This window comes from Halopseudomonas litoralis (assembly GCF_900105005.1).
In the GTDB taxonomy this organism is placed as follows: domain Bacteria; phylum Pseudomonadota; class Gammaproteobacteria; order Pseudomonadales; family Pseudomonadaceae; genus Halopseudomonas; species Halopseudomonas litoralis.
The window spans coordinates 3,707,385-3,723,520 of sequence record NZ_LT629748.1 but is presented as its reverse complement, the minus strand read 5'-3'; the positions used below and the strand labels follow the sequence as shown (position 1 = coordinate 3,723,520).

The 16,136-nt window shown below is 61.4% G+C and carries 19 protein-coding genes; 17 read left to right on the top strand and 2 right to left on the bottom strand.

The features are described 5' to 3' along the window. Positions 1 to 23: 23 nt before the first annotated feature. Genes BLU11_RS17830 through siaD form a run of 9 tightly spaced genes read left to right on the top strand, consistent with a single transcriptional unit; the run spans position 24 to position 7,606 of the window. Positions 24 to 593 carry a YqgE/AlgH family protein gene (locus tag BLU11_RS17830; RefSeq protein ID WP_090275672.1) on the top strand — a complete coding sequence of 190 codons (570 nt, stop codon included), beginning with the start codon at positions 24 to 26 and terminating at the stop codon, positions 591 to 593. Next, entirely contained in the window at positions 593 to 1,033 is a 441-nt protein-coding gene (ruvX, locus tag BLU11_RS17825; RefSeq protein ID WP_090275670.1) for a Holliday junction resolvase RuvX, read from the top strand. The genes BLU11_RS17830 and ruvX overlap by 1 nt, the downstream gene beginning before the upstream one ends. Beyond that, the gene (pyrR, locus tag BLU11_RS17820; protein ID WP_090275668.1) at positions 1,030 to 1,542 is read left to right on the top strand and encodes a bifunctional pyr operon transcriptional regulator/uracil phosphoribosyltransferase PyrR; all 513 of its coding nucleotides are present in this window, start codon (positions 1,030 to 1,032) and stop codon (positions 1,540 to 1,542) included. Before ruvX ends, pyrR begins: the two co-directional genes overlap by 4 nt. Before the next feature lie 7 nt (positions 1,543 to 1,549). Beyond that, positions 1,550 to 2,545, top strand: a complete 996-nt coding sequence (locus BLU11_RS17815; protein ID WP_090275666.1) for an aspartate carbamoyltransferase catalytic subunit — start codon at positions 1,550 to 1,552, stop codon at positions 2,543 to 2,545. Between the two features lie 2 nt (positions 2,546 to 2,547). Then, positions 2,548 to 3,819 carry a dihydroorotase gene (locus tag BLU11_RS17810; protein ID WP_090276664.1) on the top strand — a complete coding sequence of 424 codons (1,272 nt, stop codon included), beginning with the start codon at positions 2,548 to 2,550 and terminating at the stop codon, positions 3,817 to 3,819. 12 nt (positions 3,820 to 3,831) lie between these two features. Continuing rightward, complete coding sequence (gene siaA, locus BLU11_RS17805; protein WP_090275663.1) at positions 3,832 to 5,829, top strand: biofilm regulation protein phosphatase SiaA; 1,998 nt, start codon at positions 3,832 to 3,834, stop codon at positions 5,827 to 5,829. A gap of 28 nt (positions 5,830 to 5,857) precedes the next feature. Further along, positions 5,858 to 6,394 (top strand): biofilm regulation protein kinase SiaB, encoded by a 537-nt coding sequence (siaB, locus tag BLU11_RS17800; RefSeq protein ID WP_172828699.1) that lies wholly within the window; start codon positions 5,858 to 5,860, stop codon positions 6,392 to 6,394. Positions 6,395 to 6,410: 16 nt separating this feature from the next. Then, on the top strand, positions 6,411 to 6,803 hold the full coding sequence (siaC, locus tag BLU11_RS17795) for a biofilm regulation phosphoprotein SiaC (protein ID WP_090275661.1): 393 nt from the start codon (positions 6,411 to 6,413) through the stop codon (positions 6,801 to 6,803). Next, positions 6,800 to 7,606, top strand: a complete 807-nt coding sequence (gene siaD / locus BLU11_RS17790) for a biofilm regulation diguanylate cyclase SiaD (protein WP_090275659.1) — start codon at positions 6,800 to 6,802, stop codon at positions 7,604 to 7,606. Before siaC ends, siaD begins: the two co-directional genes overlap by 4 nt. Before the next feature lie 14 nt (positions 7,607 to 7,620). Here the strand turns inward: siaD and BLU11_RS17785 are convergent, their stop codons facing one another. Further along, on the bottom strand, positions 7,621 to 8,760 hold the full coding sequence (locus tag BLU11_RS17785) for a PilT/PilU family type 4a pilus ATPase (RefSeq protein ID WP_090275656.1): 1,140 nt from the start codon (positions 8,758 to 8,760) through the stop codon (positions 7,621 to 7,623). 46 nt (positions 8,761 to 8,806) lie between these two features. Continuing rightward, the gene (locus tag BLU11_RS17780) at positions 8,807 to 9,841 is read right to left on the bottom strand and encodes a type IV pilus twitching motility protein PilT (RefSeq protein WP_090275654.1); all 1,035 of its coding nucleotides are present in this window, start codon (positions 9,839 to 9,841) and stop codon (positions 8,807 to 8,809) included. A 78-nt stretch (positions 9,842 to 9,919) separates the two neighbouring features. Here BLU11_RS17780 and BLU11_RS17775 point away from each other — a divergent pair, with 78 nt between their 5' ends. From BLU11_RS17775 to hemW, 8 genes are read left to right on the top strand one after another with little or no spacing between them, the layout of a single operon-like run. Further along, a complete protein-coding gene (locus BLU11_RS17775) occupies positions 9,920 to 10,618 on the top strand; it encodes a YggS family pyridoxal phosphate-dependent enzyme (protein ID WP_090275652.1) in 699 nt (232 codons plus the stop codon). 4 nt (positions 10,619 to 10,622) lie between these two features. Beyond that, on the top strand, positions 10,623 to 11,441 hold the full coding sequence (proC, locus tag BLU11_RS17770) for a pyrroline-5-carboxylate reductase (RefSeq protein WP_090275650.1): 819 nt from the start codon (positions 10,623 to 10,625) through the stop codon (positions 11,439 to 11,441). Between the two features lie 9 nt (positions 11,442 to 11,450). Then, positions 11,451 to 12,041, top strand: coding sequence for a YggT family protein (locus BLU11_RS17765; protein ID WP_090275648.1), 591 nt, complete (start codon positions 11,451 to 11,453; stop codon positions 12,039 to 12,041). A 60-nt stretch (positions 12,042 to 12,101) separates the two neighbouring features. Further along, positions 12,102 to 13,244 (top strand): homoserine O-succinyltransferase MetX, encoded by a 1,143-nt coding sequence (metX, locus tag BLU11_RS17760; protein WP_090275646.1) that lies wholly within the window; start codon positions 12,102 to 12,104, stop codon positions 13,242 to 13,244. Positions 13,245 to 13,246: 2 nt separating this feature from the next. Then, positions 13,247 to 13,837, top strand: a complete 591-nt coding sequence (gene metW / locus BLU11_RS17755; RefSeq protein WP_090276660.1) for a methionine biosynthesis protein MetW — start codon at positions 13,247 to 13,249, stop codon at positions 13,835 to 13,837. 13 nt (positions 13,838 to 13,850) lie between these two features. Next, a complete protein-coding gene (locus BLU11_RS17750) occupies positions 13,851 to 14,300 on the top strand; it encodes a DUF4426 domain-containing protein (RefSeq protein WP_231702232.1) in 450 nt (149 codons plus the stop codon). After that, complete coding sequence (gene rdgB / locus BLU11_RS17745) at positions 14,293 to 14,901, top strand: RdgB/HAM1 family non-canonical purine NTP pyrophosphatase (protein WP_172828698.1); 609 nt, start codon at positions 14,293 to 14,295, stop codon at positions 14,899 to 14,901. The genes BLU11_RS17750 and rdgB overlap by 8 nt, the downstream gene beginning before the upstream one ends. Before the next feature lie 20 nt (positions 14,902 to 14,921). After that, positions 14,922 to 16,055 (top strand): radical SAM family heme chaperone HemW, encoded by a 1,134-nt coding sequence (gene hemW, locus BLU11_RS17740; RefSeq protein ID WP_090276654.1) that lies wholly within the window; start codon positions 14,922 to 14,924, stop codon positions 16,053 to 16,055. Positions 16,056 to 16,136 lie beyond the last annotated feature (81 nt).

Genomic DNA, 16,136 nt, shown 5'->3' with positions numbered 1-16,136 from the left:
CCGGGCGCCCAATACTATGCGGCATGACCCAGACATTACCGACCTATCTGAAACATCATTTCCTGATCGCCATGCCGCACATGGAAGATCCGCGTTTCGCCCACAGTGTGATCTACCTGTGCGAGCATAACGAGGACGGCGCCATGGGACTGGTAATCAATCAACCCAGCGGCCTGAATCTCGGCGACGTGCTGGAACAGACCGCACCGGACGTGAGCGTACCCTTTGAGATTGGCAGCCGCGTGGTTTTCAGCGGCGGACCGGTACAGGCCGAGCGCGGTTTCGTGTTGCACCGCGGCCCCCAGCAATGGGAGTCGAGCCTGGATCTAGGCCCGCTGCAGCTAACTACCTCGCGGGATATTCTGGTGGACATGTCCAGCGGCAGCGGGCCCACCGAAGTCTTCGTCGCACTGGGCTATGCCAGCTGGGACGCCGGCCAGCTGGATCAGGAGCTGGCTGACAACGTCTGGCTCAACTGTCCCGCCGACTATCAGATCCTCTTCGAGCTGGCGGCCGAGCAGCGCCTGGACGCAGCCGCGCGCCATCTCGGCGTTGATCTGAATCTGCTCAGCAGCCAGGCGGGTCACGCCTGATGCCAGCATCTGCGCAACGCGTGCTCGGCTTCGATTACGGCACCCGACAGATCGGTGTCGCGGTCGGCCAGACACTCACCGGCAATGCCCGGCCGCTTAAGGAGCTGCGCGCCCGCGATGGCATTCCCGACTGGGAGCAGATCGCCGCGCTGCTGCGCGAGTGGCAACCCGACGCGCTGGTGGTGGGTCTTCCACTGAACATGGATGGCACGCCCAGCGAGATGAGCGCCAGAGCTGAGAAGTTCTCCCGTCGTCTGCACGGACGTTTTCAGATACCGGTGCACTGTGTGGACGAACGCCTGTCCACCTTCGAAGCCAAACAAACCCTGCGTGAGACTGGTCGCGGCACACCCTCCAGCTACCGCGACAACCCGGTCGACAGCCTGGCCGCTGCGCTATTATTGGAAACCTGGCTGGCCAGCCAAAAGGAGCATGAATGAGCGAACTGCCTGAAATCGGCCCATTGCTGCAACGCATGGGTCAGGAACTGGTTGCCTGGCTGGACCGCACCCAACGGACTGACCCGGCCATTGTCGGTATCCATACCGGCGGCGTCTGGGTCGCTGAACAACTGCGTGATCAATGGTTGCCGGAGGCGCCCCTGGGTACGCTGGATATCGCCTTCTATCGTGACGACTTCGCCCAGATCGGCCTGCAACAGGGCGTGCGCCCGTCGGAGCTGCCGTTCAGCGTCGACGATCGCCATTTGATTCTGGTAGATGACGTGCTGATGACCGGCCGCACCATTCGCGCCGCCCTCAACGAGCTGTTCGACTACGGCCGACCCGCCTCGGTGACCCTGGTCACGCTGGTGGATATCGAGGCCCGTGAGTTGCCGATCCGCGCCGACATTCTCGGTGCCAGCCTGACTCTGCCGCCGGGCCAGCGGGTAAAACTGGCCGGCCCCGAGCCACTGCACCTGACCCTGACCACCGTCGCCAAGCCATGAGAGCCCAATGAGCCAGAAATCCAGCCAACTGCAACTCAATGAACAGGGCCAGCTACGCCACTTTCTCGGGATCGACGGTTTATCCCGGGAACTGCTGACCGAAATTCTGGATACTGCCGACTCCTTCCTCGAAGTCGGCGAGCGTGCCATCAAGAAGGTGCCTTTGCTGCGCGGCAAGACCGTGTGCAACGTGTTCTTCGAGAATTCCACGCGTACCCGCAGCACCTTCGAGCTGGCCGCCAAGCGGCTGTCCGCCGATGTACTCAACCTCGATGTGCAGACTTCCTCGACCAGCAAGGGTGAAACCCTGTACGACACCCTGCGCAACCTCGAGGCCATGGCCGCTGACATGTTCGTGGTACGTCACGGTGACTCCGGCGCGGCCCATTTCATCGCACGCAATGTCTGCCCGGATGTGGCCATCATCAATGCCGGCGACGGCAACCACGCCCATCCGACCCAGGCAATGCTCGACATGCTGACCATCCGCCGACATAAGGGTGGATTCGAGCAGCTTTCAGTAGCGATCGTCGGCGATATTCTGCATTCACGGGTGGCACGCTCGAACATGGAAGCACTGCGCATTCTCGGCTGCCCGGATATCCGCATCATTGCCCCGCGCACCCTGCTTCCGGTGGGGATAGAGCAGTATGGCGTGCGGGTATTCAATGATCTGCGCGTTGGCCTGCGTGATGTCGATGTGGTGATCATGCTGCGGCTGCAGAAGGAGCGCATGCAGAGTGGCCTGCTGCCCAGCGAGGGCGAGTTCTACCGCCAATATGGCCTGACCCGCGACAGCCTGGCGTTGGCCAAGCCCAACGCACTGGTCATGCACCCCGGCCCGATCAACCGCGGTGTGGAAATCGAATCGGCGGTGGCCGACGGCCCGCAGTCGGTAATCCTCAATCAGGTGACCTACGGTATCGCCGTGCGCATGGCGGTCATGTCCATGGCCATGGCCGGACAGACCACCCAGCGCCAGTCCAGTCAGGGAGGGCAATGAACATGCGTATCACCATTCAGGGCGCCCGGGTCATCGACCCGGCCAGCCAGTTCGATGAAATCACCGATCTGCATATCGATGCGGGTCAGATCCGGGCGCTGGGTCAGGCCCCCGAAGGTTTTATCGCCACCCAGACCATCGATGCACGCGGTCTGATCGCCTGTCCCGGCCTGGTCGACCTGAACGTCAGTCTGCGCGAGCCGGGCTTCGGCCGCAAGGGCAGCATTGCCAGCGAAACCCGCGCGGCTGCCGTTGGCGGTGTCACCAGCCTGTGCTGTCCGCCGAACAGCCGCCCGGTACTGGATACCCCGGCCGTGGCAGAACTCATTCTGGACAGGACCGAGCGCGCCGGACAGGCCCGCGTGTTCCCCATCGGCGCCCTGACCCGGGGGCTGGATGGCGAACACCTGAGCGAATTGGTGGCGCTGCGTGACGCCGGCTGCGTGGCCTTTACCCAAGGTCTGGCCCCGATGAAAAGCAACCGCATTCTGCGCCGCGCGCTGGAATACGCAGCCGGTTTCGACCTGCCGGTGATCTTCACCCCGCTGGACCCGGCCCTGGCCGAAGGTGGCGTCGCCCATGAGGGACCGACCGCGGCGCGACTGGGCCTGATCGGGATTCCCGAAAGTGCCGAAACCGTAGCCCTGGCGCGGGACCTGCTGCTGATCGAGCAGACCGGTGTGCGCGCCCATTTCACTGGTCTGAGCAGCGCCCGCGCGATCGACATGCTGGCCGATGCCCAGGCGCGAGGTTTGCCGGTCACTGCGGATGTGGCCATGTATCAGCTGTTGTTATGTGACGAGGACCTGGACGGCTATTCGAGCCTGGTTCATGTGATGCCGCCGCTGCGCAGCAGCACCGACCGACGGGCGCTGCGCCAGGCGGTGCAGGGCGGCGTGATCCAGGCCATCGCCTCCCACCACCAGCCCCATGAGCCGGAAGCCAAGCGGGTACCCTTCGCCGCCTCGGCGCCGGGCATCAGCAGTGTGGAAATCATGTTGCCACTGGCACTGACCATGGTCGCGGACGGATTGCTCGAACTACCGGCCTTGCTGGCGCGGCTGACCTGCGGCCCGGCCGATATCTTTGGCCTGCCGGCCGGCCGGATTGCCGAAGGCGCCAGCGCCGACATCACCCTGTTCGACCCGGCGGTGACCAGCGAGATTGGCCAGCACTGGGTGTCCAAGGGTGCCAACTGCCCATTCACCGGCCAGAGCGCACCGGGTGCGGTAACCCACACCCTGTGCAATGGTCAACTGGTATTCCAGGCCTGAGGATAAACCCCCATGGCAGCATTCGGTCTGCGCGGCAAGTCCCTGCTGGCTCTTCTACTGGCGTGCCTGCTGGCCTTGCTGCCGGCCGGACTGATCGGCTGGCAGCTCGTGCAGAAAGTGCACGGGCATTTCGCTCAGGCTTTCGCCAGCAATGTCACCGAGCTCAATCGCGAGAAAATCTATGCACCGATCTCCCGTGAACTGGCTCTGGCGCTGCGTCTCGCGCGCTCGGAGATCACTCGCCAGTGGCTGCTTGATGAGCAAGACCCGGACAAGCGGGAGCTGTTCTTCCTCGAGGCCGAAGGCTACCGCCGGGACTTCCGCGACCATGCCTATTTCATAGCACCTCTGAACTCGCTCAATTACTACTTCAACAGCGATGCGCAAACCTTCAGCACGCAACCGCGCTACCGGATTGACACCGATGACCCGGCCAACGCCTGGTTCAGCTCCTCCTTGGCGACCACTGACAACTACAACCTGAATGTCGATCACAACTGGCAACTTAACACCACGCGTTTGTGGCTGAATATTCTGGTGCGTGATGCCAACGGCAAACCTCTGGCACTGGCCGGCTCGGGACTGGATCTGTCGAATTTCATCGCTGAATTCATTGCCAGCGAGCAGCCGGGCGTCACGCCGATGATCCTGGATCGCAATGGCGCGATCCAGGCGCATCAGGACCGTTCGCTGATCGCACTCAATTCCGGAGCCAACCATCAGGCGCAGCCAGCCACCATGCTGCCTGCCCTGGTCGGTACCGCTGCAGCAGCGGCCGACCTGCAAGAGCTATTGGCACAAGCCGCAGCCACTCCCGGTAGCCTGCATCTGCTGACCCTGCCGCTGCAGGGCCGCGAACAGTTGTTGGCCGTGACCTATGTGCCGGAGCTGAACTGGTACATTGCCAATGCCATCGACCTGAGCACCGCCAACATCCTCGGCAGTCAGTGGTTGTGGCCGCTGATGCTGATGCTGGTGCTGATGTTGCTGGCGGTGACCCTGATCTTCGCTGCGGGGATCGAGCGGCTGGTGCTGCGCCCGCTCACCCAACTGCGCCATAGCGCCCAGGCGCTGGCGGCAGGCCATTATGAGGTACGTCTGCCCAGCACCCGTAACGACGAAATCGGTGAACTGAGCGATGCCTTCGCTGTGATGGTGGACAAGGTGCACAGTCATACCCGAGAACTGGAAAGCCGGGTCCAGGAACGCACCCACGAGCTGCAACAGGCCAACCGCGAGATGGCCAGCGCGCACCAGAAGATCCGTGATTCCATTGACTATGCAAGCCTTATCCAGCGCTCCATCCTGCCGGATCGCCCATTGCTGGAAAACCTCGGTGACGGCCACGCGATACTCTGGCGGCCGCGTGACGTGGTCGGCGGCGACTTCTATATTTTTCGCGAGCTGGACGAACAGAAATACCTGCTTGGGGTGGTCGACTGCGCGGGGCATGGTGTGCCCGGCGCGCTGATGACCATGCTGGCGCACGCCGCGCTGGACCAGGCAATCAGTGATTGCCCGGCTATCGACCCGGCAGCCATACTGCAGCGCACCGACGAGATCCTGCGCGGCATGCTCAGCGATACTCCGCAATTCCGTTCGCTGGCCACCAGCATGGATGCCGGTCTGGTGTACGTCGACAGGCGAGCGCGCCAGCTATACTTCTCCGGAGCCAAGATAAGTCTCTATTACAGTGATGGCGAACAGATCGAGTACGTAGCCGGCGGACGTCGCGCCCTGGCTGACAAGCGGGTCGGCGAATATCACAACATGCAGGTGGCGCTGCGATCGACCCAGACCTTCTATCTGTCCACTGATGGCTTTCTCGATCAGGCCGGCGGCGATCAGGGCTTCGGTTTCGGCAACCGCCGTTTCGCCGACATGCTGCGTGAACATGCGCAGTTGCCATTGGCCGAACAGAAGCATATCTTCAGCAGCACCCTGGCCCGGTATCAGGGCGATCATCAGCAACGCGACGATATCACCATGCTACTTTTCCGCTTCGACTGAAGCGCCGCCATCAGGAGCCACCCAGCCCATGCTCGATCTTTATGCCATGCGCAAGCAGTTCAGCCAGCAACAGATCATGCTGTGTTTCAATGGCCCGATTTCCCGCAGCCTGCTGGAGGAAATCGGCAATGCTCTGCGTAATTACCTCGCGGCGGACCATGCTCATCCATCGGCGTCCATGGATGTATTCGCGGCATATATCGAAATGACCCAGAATATTCGCCATTACATGACCCAGCGTGACTGGAGCGAACAGGACGCCAGCGCCACTGTGGTGGTGTCACGCGATACCGAAGGTCGCTATGTGGTGTCGGCAGGCAACCTGGTCGAGCAGGCCGATGGTGAGAAGCTGGTCAACAACATCAATGCACTGACCGGGCTGAGCAAAAGCGAACTCAAGAGTCTGTACAAGGAGCAGCTGCGCCGGCCGCGCGGACAGGAATCGTCCACCGGCGCGGGCCTGGGTCTGATCGACATCGCACGCAAGTCGTCGGCACCACTGCAAGCCTCACTTCTCCCCGCTGAGGCGGACCGCGCCTTCTTCAGCCTGCGCGCTGTCATCTGAATCGAGTGACTACAACATGATTGATCTGCACATCCCCGCAACCCAGTCCTCCCCGGAAATCCACACCGAACATGCGCAAGGCCGGCTGGTGCTGCGGGGCGACTCCTATCCGGAAAACGCCTACGAGCTGTTCAACCAGATCTTCGAATGGATCGAGAGCTTCCTGGCCGAACAGCTGCCCCGGCCCCTGCAGCTGGAGTTGCATCTGCTTTATCTGAACACCAGCAGCATCAAGGCCATGATGGAAATCTTCGACCTGCTGCAGGAGGCCCATGACCGCCAGCACCCGGTCAGCGTCCGCTGGTTCTACGATGCCTCCAATGAGCGAGTCGCCGAGCTGGCCGAGGAGTTCAAGGAGGACTGCAGCTTTTCCTTCGATATTCTTGCCACGGCGCGGAGTGCATCGTGACCACTGACGGGGACGATCTGGAAAAGCGCCTGGTCGGGCTTTTGCAGGAGACCGGGCAGGATAATGTACTGCATCAGCCGCTGGCAGAGCTGTGGCAGACCCATCAGGACCTCGTCTACCGGCTGGAACGCATCACGCGGATTTCCGATGCATATCAAAGCCTGGCCAAGGAACGCGAGATGAGCCTGGTCAGCCGCGTTGACAAGCAATTGCGCCAGCTGGAAAAAATAGTACGTATTTCCGATCGCTATCAACACATGATGCACGACCTGAATATCGCCCTGCAGGAAGCGGCCAGTCATGATGTCCTTACCGGCCTGCCCAACCGGCGCCTGTTGACCGATCGTCTGCGCGAAGCCAGCGAACGGTACCGGCGCTACGGCCGCCCGTTCAGCCTGGCAATGATTGATATCGATCATTTCAAGAGCGTCAATGATCGTTTCGGCCATGAAACCGGCGATAACGTGATTATCGAAGTAGCAAGGGTGCTGGATGCCGAAGTGCGCGAGGAGGACACCTGCGGGCGCTGGGGTGGAGAGGAGTTTCTGCTGTTGTTGCCTGAGACCGAGGCACCAGCTGCCGGTCTGCTGGGCGAACGCCTGCGTCAGGCCATCGAGCGACTTACCATACGTCACAAGGACGAATCCATTCATATCACGGCGAGCATCGGTATCGCCGCTCACGGTGACGCAAGCAGCTATTCCGAAACCATCAATCATGCTGATAATGCGCTGTTGCAGGCCAAGCGCGCCGGACGCAATCAGTGCGTGACCACCGCTTCCGCTCAAGCCATACCCTTCTGAGCGAAGCGCCTGACTCAGCGTCGGAACTGATCCTCTTCATAACTCTGGATGGATAACGAGTCCTCTGCCCCCATCAGATGCTTGCCATCGGTCTCCGATCCCAGCTTGATCAGCAGGCGCAGATCGTTGGCTGAATCGGCATGGGCCAGTGCATCCTCATAGGTGATTTCGCCCTGGCTGTACAACTTGTACAGCGCCTGGTCGAAGGTCTGCATGCCCACTTCATTGGAACGCGCCATCAGTGGCTTGAGCTCATGCACCTCGCCCTTGCGGATCATGTCGGCGGCAAGCGGCGTATTCAACAGCACTTCGATGGCGGCGCGGCGGCCTTTGCCGTCCGGGGTCGGAATCAATTGCTGGGCGACAATCGCCTTGAGGTTGAGTGACAGGTCCATCCACACCTGCTGATGCATTTCAGTGGGGAAGAAATGGATGATACGATCCAGCGCCTGGTTGGCGTTGTTGGCGTGCAGCGTGGCCAGACACAGATGCCCGGTTTCGGCAAAAGCCACCGCGTGGTCCATGGTCTCGCGGGTTCGCACCTCACCGATAAGGATCACGTCCGGAGCCTGGCGCAGGGTGTTCTTCAAGGCAATTTCGAAGGTATCGGTATCGATACCGACTTCACGCTGGGTGACGATGCAGTTCTGGTGCTGATGAATGAACTCGATCGGATCTTCGATGGAAATGATGTGGCCGCTGGAGTTCTTGTTGCGGTAGCCGATCATCGATGCCAGCGAGGTCGACTTGCCGGTGCCGGTGGCGCCGACGAAGATCACCAGACCACGCTTGGTCATCGCCAGTTGCTTGAGAATCTCCGGCAGGCGCAGCTCTTCCATGGTCGGGATGTTCACTTCGATGCGGCGCAGCACCATGCCCACCAGATTGCGCTGATAGAAGGCGCTGACGCGGAAGCGACCGATACCTCGCGCGCTGATGGCGAAGTTGCATTCCTTCTTCTCGGCGAACTCGCGGCGCTGGGCCTCGGACATCACGCCCAGCACGGTTTCCCGGGTCTGTTCGGGGGACAGCGGCGTTTTGGTCACCGGCAGAATCTTGCCGTGCACCTTCATGCTCGGCGCAACGCCGGCGGTGATGAACAGGTCGGAAGCGCCCTTCTCGACCATCAGTCGCAGCAGTTTTTCGAACTCCATAGTGCCCTCGTCTCGGGGCGCAGTCCCGCGCCCGTCATTCTGTCTGTCAGAGGCTTTCGCCTATCTTGGCTTTCTCACGTGCGGCTTCTCGGGTCACCAGACCGCGCGTTACCAAGCCCTTGAGACACATATCCAGCGTCTGCATTCCAATATTGCCGCCGGTCTGGATCGCCGAATACATCTGCGCCACCTTGTCCTCACGGATCAGGTTGCGGATTGCCGGCGTGCCTATCATGATTTCGTGCGCCGCCACCCGGCCACCACCGATCTTCTTCAACAGTGTCTGGGAGATGACCGCCTGCAGGGACTCGGACAGCATCGAGCGGACCATGGCCTTCTCTTCGCCGGGAAAAACATCAACCACCCGGTCGATGGTCTTGGCCGCAGAGGTGGTGTGCAGGGTGCCGAATACCAGGTGACCGGTCTCCGCAGCGGTCAACGCCAGGCGGATGGTTTCCAGGTCACGCAGCTCACCTACCAGAATGATGTCCGGATCTTCCCGCAGTGCCGAGCGCAGGGCTTCGGAGAAGCCGTGGGTGTCGCGGTGCACTTCACGCTGGTTGACCAGGCACTTCTTCGACTCGTGAACGAATTCGATCGGGTCCTCGATAGTGAGGATGTGCTGGTACTTGTTGCAATTGAGGTAATCGAGCATCGCCGCCAGCGTGGTGGACTTGCCGGAGCCGGTCGGCCCGGTGACCAGTACCAGCCCGCGGGGCACATCGGTGATCCGCTTGAATACGTCGCCCATGCCCAGGTCTTCCATGGTCAGCACCTTGGAAGGAATGGTTCGGAATACCGCACCGGCACCGCGGTTCTGGTTGAAGGCGTTGACCCGGAAACGGGCGACGCCGGGTACCTCGAAGGAGAAATCGGTCTCGAGGAATTCCTCGAAATCCTTACGCTGTCTATCGTTCATGATGTCGTAGATCAGCGCGTGAACCTGCTTGTGTTCCAGTGCCGGTACGTTGATCCGGCGCACATCGCCATCCACTCGAATCATGGGCGGCAGTCCGGCCGACAGGTGCAAGTCCGACGCGCCCTGCTTGGCGCTGAAGGCTAACAGCTCGGTTATATCCATAGGGTTCCCCATTGCAACCTGCAAGCATGTAGAATGTTCGGCAGGTCAATTCCATTGGCAAGGTAAATAACGTCCGTAATGTCCACGATAGCAGAGAATATTGCAAACGTTCGTGAACGCATTTCGCGTGCAGCGCACACTGTTGAGCGCGATCCGCAAAACATAACCCTCATGGCCGTGAGCAAAACCCGTCCGGCCAGTGCCATCCGTGATGCCTGGGCTGCCGGGCTCACCCATTTCGGCGAAAATTATCTGCAGGAAGCGCTGGACAAGATCGCGCAATTGCAGGATCTGCCGCTGACCTGGCACTTCATCGGTCCCATACAGTCGAACAAGACCCGCGCCATCGCCGAGCACTTCGACTGGGTGCACAGCGTTGACCGGCTGAAGATCGCCCAGCGCCTGTCCGCCCAGCGCCCGCCACAACTGCCGCCATTGAATATCTGCCTGCAGGTCAATATCAGTGGCGAGGACAGCAAGTCCGGTGTGGCGGTCAATGCATTGTCGCAAGTGGCGAGGGATATCGCTGCCCTGCCCAACCTGCGGCTGCGCGGACTGATGGCGATTCCCGCACCGGCCACGGACAGCGCCGCACGCCGGCAGCCACTGCAGGCATTGCGCGAAGCAATGGCGACGCTGGAACTGCCGCTGGATACTCTGTCCATGGGCATGAGCGATGACCTCACCGAAGCGGTGCAGGAAGGCGCCACCATCGTCCGTATCGGCAGCGCCCTGTTCGGCGCGCGTGACTACTCCACTCCCCATCTCGAAGGATAACCCCATGACAGCCCCGACTATCGGATTCATCGGTGCCGGCAACATGGCCACCAGCCTGATTGGCGGCATGCTGCAACAGAGCTTCAAGCCCAATCAGGTTATCGCCAGCGACCACAACAGCGAACAGCTGGGCAGGCTCAACCGCCAGTTCGGCATCCGCACCTCGACCGACAACGCGCAGCTGGCCAGCGAATGTGATGTGCTGGTACTGGCGGTCAAGCCACAGGTTCTGCAGGCGGTCTGCCGCGAGCTGCCGGCTCAGCGCAAACCCGGCCAGCTGGTGATTTCCATTGCCGCCGGGATCGCCTGCAGCAGCCTTGCCGAGTGGTTGGGCGCCGCTACCGCCATCGTCCGCTGCATGCCCAATACTCCTGCCCTACGCGGCCAGGGCGTCAGCGGTCTGTATGCCTCGGCCGCGGTGTCCGCCGAACAGAAGCTGCTGAGCGAAAAGATCATGAACGCGGTGGGCATCAGCCTGTGGCTGGACCAGGAAGCACAGATCGATGCGGTCACCGCGGTGTCCGGCAGCGGTCCGGCGTACTTCTTCTATCTGATGGAAGCCATGACCAATGCCGGCGAACAACTCGGTCTGCCGCGCGACATTGCCGAGCGCCTGACCCTGTTCACCGCCCTGGGCGCTGCAGACATGGCGGTACACAGCGATGTGGATACCGCCGAATTGCGCCGCCGCGTCTGCTCGCCCAACGGCACCACCGAACAAGCCATCAACAGTTTCAGCCGGGATGACCTGCCCGGCATGGTGGCCCGCGCGATGCAAGCTGCCGCCGCGCGTTCCGCCGAACTATCAAAAGAACTCGCCTGAGGAGACATCATGACCGGACTGAATATGGCAGCCATCTATATAGTGCAGACACTGGGCAGCCTGTATCTGCTGCTGGTACTGCTGCGTTTTATCCTGCAGTTGGTACGCGCTGACTTCTACAACCCCATCTCGCAGTTCATCGCACGGGCTACCCAGCCACTGTTGCGTCCCCTGCGCCGGGTGATTCCGGGCTTTGCCGGTGTCGATTTCGCTTCGCTGGTGCTGGCACTGATTGTGCAGATGGTGCTCATGGCCATCATCATCAAGTTGATGGGTTATGCCCTGCCGGCGATACTGCAGCTGCTGGTCTGGTCGCTGGTGGGTATCACCGCACTGTTCCTGAAGGTGTTCTTCTTCGCCCTGATCATCAGCGTGATCCTGTCCTGGGTTGCTCCGCACAGCCAGAACCCCGCCGCCGTGCTGGTGTATCAGCTGTGTGAGCCGGTGCTGGCTCCGATCCGCCGCATCCTGCCGTCCATGGGTGGTCTGGACCTGTCGCCGATATTCGCCTTCATCGCGCTGAATCTACTGGATATGCTGCTGGTGACCAATCTGGCCATCGCTACCGGGATGCCCAAGGGGCTTACCCTGGCACTCTGAAGGCAGCGTAAAGCTGCCGCATCAGTACGCACCGAATCCATATTAGGAACACTAAACCCCATGTCCAGATTCCCTGCTGATTCCGTCGGCCTGGTCTCGCCGCAACGCCAGACCTTCACGGAGCCCCTGCAGCTGGCCTGCGGTCGGACCTTGCCTGAATATGAGCTGGTCTACGAAACCTATGGCCAGTTGAACGCCAGCCGCAGCAATGCCGTGCTGGTCTGCCACGCCCTGTCCGGTCATCACCACGCCGCTGGTTATCACAGCGAGGATGAACGCAAGCCGGGCTGGTGGGACGCCTGTATCGGGCCGGGCAAGCCCATCGATACCAACCGCTTCTTCGTTGTCAGTCTGAACAACCTCGGCGGCTGCCACGGCTCGACCGGCCCGCTGAGCATCGACCCGCAGACCGGCAAGACCTGGGGCGGCAACTTTCCGATGATTGTCGTCGAGGACTGGGTCAACAGTCAGGCGCAGCTGGCCGACCATCTGGATATCGACTGCTGGGCAGCGGTGGTTGGCGGCAGCCTCGGCGGCATGCAAGCACTGCAGTGGGCCATTCATTATCCCGACCGCGTACGGCATTGCGTGGCCATCGCCACCGCCTCCAAGCTGTCGGCGCAGAATATTGCCTTCAATGAAGTGGCACGCCAGGCGATCATCACCGATCCGGACTTCCATGGCGGCGACTATGCGGCCTTCGGGGTCATCCCCAAGCGCGGCCTCGGACTGGCGCGGATGGTCGGGCATATCACCTATCTGTCGGATGACGCCATGGGCAAGAAATTCGGCCGCGAATTGCGTACCGAGCGTCTCAATTACGATATCAGCAGTGTCGAGTTCCAGGTGGAGAGCTATCTGCGCTATCAGGGCCAGGAATTCTCCGAGCGATTTGATGCCAACACCTATCTGCTGATGACCAAGGCGCTGGACTATTACGACCCCGCCCAGGCCCACGGCGACGATCTGGCCAAGGCGCTGGCGCCGGTTACCGCGCGCTGCATGGTGATGTCCTTCACCACCGACTGGCGCTTTCCGCCGGCCCGCTCACGCGAGCTGGCCAATGCGCTGATGGCCGCGCGCAAGAACGTCAGCTATCTGGAAATCGAGGCCGCCCAGGGCCACGATGCCTTTCTGTTGCCGATTCCGCGCTACGTTGAAGCACTGGCCAGTTACATGAATTGTATCGAGGTGGACGCATGAGCCTGCGCGCTGATCTGCAGATCATCCAGAAGTGGATTCAACCCGGCAGTCGCCTGCTCGACCTGGGCTGCGGCGATGGCGAACTGCTGCAATACCTGCAATCCCACAAAGACGTGCGCGGCTACGGCATGGAGATCGATCCGGACAAGATCAACAGCTGCATCCGCAAAGGCGTAAACGTGATCGAGAAGGATCTGGATCAGGAGCTGGACAACTTCGAGGACCAGAGTTTTGATACCGTGGTCATGACCCAGGCGCTGCAGGCGGTGCATTATCCCGACCGCATTCTGGAAGACATGCTGCGTATCGGCCGCGAAGCCATCCTCACATTTCCGAACTTCGGACACTGGCGTTGCCGGTTGTATCTGGGCACCAAAGGCCGCATGCCGGTCTCCGAGTTCATGCCCTATACCTGGTACAACACACCCAACATTCACTTCTGTACCTTCAAGGATTTCGAGAAGCTGTGCCATGAGCGCTCGGTACGCATCCTTGATCGTCTGGTGGTGGACCAGACCCATCGCAGCAGCACGTTGAGCGCCAGGTGGCCCAACCTGCTCGGCGAAGTCGCCATTTACCGTGTCACGCGCTGACAAGGAGTTGACCATGAAACGCATTCTGATCGCCGGCCTGCTGATGCTCGCCACCACCGTCGCCTCCGCCCAGCAAGGCCCGGCGCAAAGCCCGCAACGCTTCGGCGACCTGCTGGTGTATCACAACACCTTTAACAGCTCCTTTCTGCAACCGGACATAGCTGCAGCCACCGGCTTGCAGCGCGGCCCCCGACAAGGCGTGGTGAACATTGCCGTACAGCGCAACAGCGCCGAGGGCCCCCAGGCGGTGGACGCACGCGTCGAGGGCACGGTGAAGAACCTGTTGCAACAGACCACGCCACTGCAGTTCATCCGCGTGAAGGAACAGGACGCCGTGTACTTCGTTGCCAACTACACTGCTGGCCAACGCGGACTGCTGCAGTTCGAGGTCAGAATCCAGGCAGAAGAAGGGGCGCCGACGCATACCCTGCGTTTCCAGCAGGAGTTTCACCCCGATGAATAAAGTCACATTGCCGTTCAGCCAGCTGGTACTGGCCAGCAATAATGCCGGCAAGCTCAAGGAGCTGCAGGCCATGCTCGGCGAGCACATCGAGGTGCTGCCGCAGAGCCGCTTCATCAGCGAAGAAGCCGAAGAGACCGGTCTGAGCTTTATCGAGAACGCCATCATCAAGGCCCGTCACGCTTCGCAAGCGTCCGGCCTGCCAGCGCTGGCCGACGACTCGGGGCTGGCGGTCGATGCCCTCGGTGGCGCACCCGGCATCTACTCGGCGCGCTACGCTGACGGCCAGGGCGACGCCGCCAACAATACCAAGTTGCTCGACGCCTTGAAGCACGTGGCCGACGAGCAGCGCGGCGCACGCTTCATCTGCGCACTGGCGCTGGTACGTCATGCCGATGACCCGGTACCGATCATCTGCGAAGGCGCCTGGGAAGGACGCATTCTGCATGCGGCGCAAGGTGAGCACGGGTTCGGCTATGACCCGCTGTTTCTGGTGCCCGAGCTGGGCGTCTCCAGTGCCGAGCTGCCTGCCGAACAGAAGAACCAGCTCAGCCACCGCGCACGGGCCATGGTATTGCTGCGTGCCCGCCTGGGGTTGGTGTGAGCAATATTGAAACGGGCGATATGGCGCTGCCTCCTCTTGCGGCCTATGTGCATATTCCCTGGTGCGTGCGCAAATGCCCCTATTGCGACTTCAATTCGCATACCCACCAGGGTGGCCTTCCCGAAGACGCCTATATCGATGCGCTGATCGCCGATCTGGATGCGGACCTGGCGCATGCGCACGGCCGCGAACTGACCTCGATCTTCTTCGGCGGCGGCACCCCGAGCCTGTTTTCTGCCGCCGGCCTCGGCCGGCTACTTACAGCCATGCAGCGGCGACTGCGTTTTGCCAGCAACATCGAAATCACCCTGGAAGCCAACCCCGGCACCTTCGAGCAGGCCAAGTTCAAGGACTACCGCGCCGCCGGTATCAACCGCCTGTCCATCGGCATCCAGAGCTTCAACCCGGATCACCTCAAGGCACTGGGCCGTATCCATGATGGTCGCGAGGCGCTGGCCGCAGTGGACATGGCGCGCCGCGCCGGCTTCGACAACCTCAATCTGGACCTGATGCACGGCCTGCCCAGTCAGACACTGGAGCAGGCACTGGCCGATATCGAGCAGGCAATTGCGCTCGGGCCGGAGCATCTGTCCTGGTATCAGCTGACGCTGGAACCGAACACGGTGTTCTACTCACGCCCACCGAAACTGCCCGAAGATGAGGTGTTGTGGGATATCCAGGAAGCCGGACAGGCGCGGCTGGCCGACGCCAGCTATGCCCAATATGAGATCTCCGCCTATGCGCGGGATGATCGCCGTGCCCGGCACAACCTCAACTACTGGCAATACGGCGATTTCCTCGGCATCGGCGCCGGCGCCCACGGCAAGCTGAGCCACGCCGACGGACGTATCGAACGCTACTGGAAGACCCGTCAGCCGACCGATTATCTGAACCCGGACAAACCTTTCTGCGCCGGTCGCAAGAGCTTCAGCGCCAGCGAACTGCCCTTCGACTTCCTGATGAACGCTCTGCGTCTGGTCGATGGCGTCCCCAGCGCCTGGTACACCGAGCGCACCGGCCAGGCCATCGCCGACATCGCCCCCGTACTGGACAGCGCCGTGGAACGCGGCCTGCTGGAACCCTGGCAGCAACAGTTACGCCCTACCGCGCAAGGCCGGCTGTTCCTCAATGATCTGCTGGAAATGTTCCTCTGAACCAACCGCCTGCCTGACCGCAAGAGCGGACGCGGAACGTCCCGGCAGGCGGTGCGGAGTGTCTATGTGCATGGTCCGGTA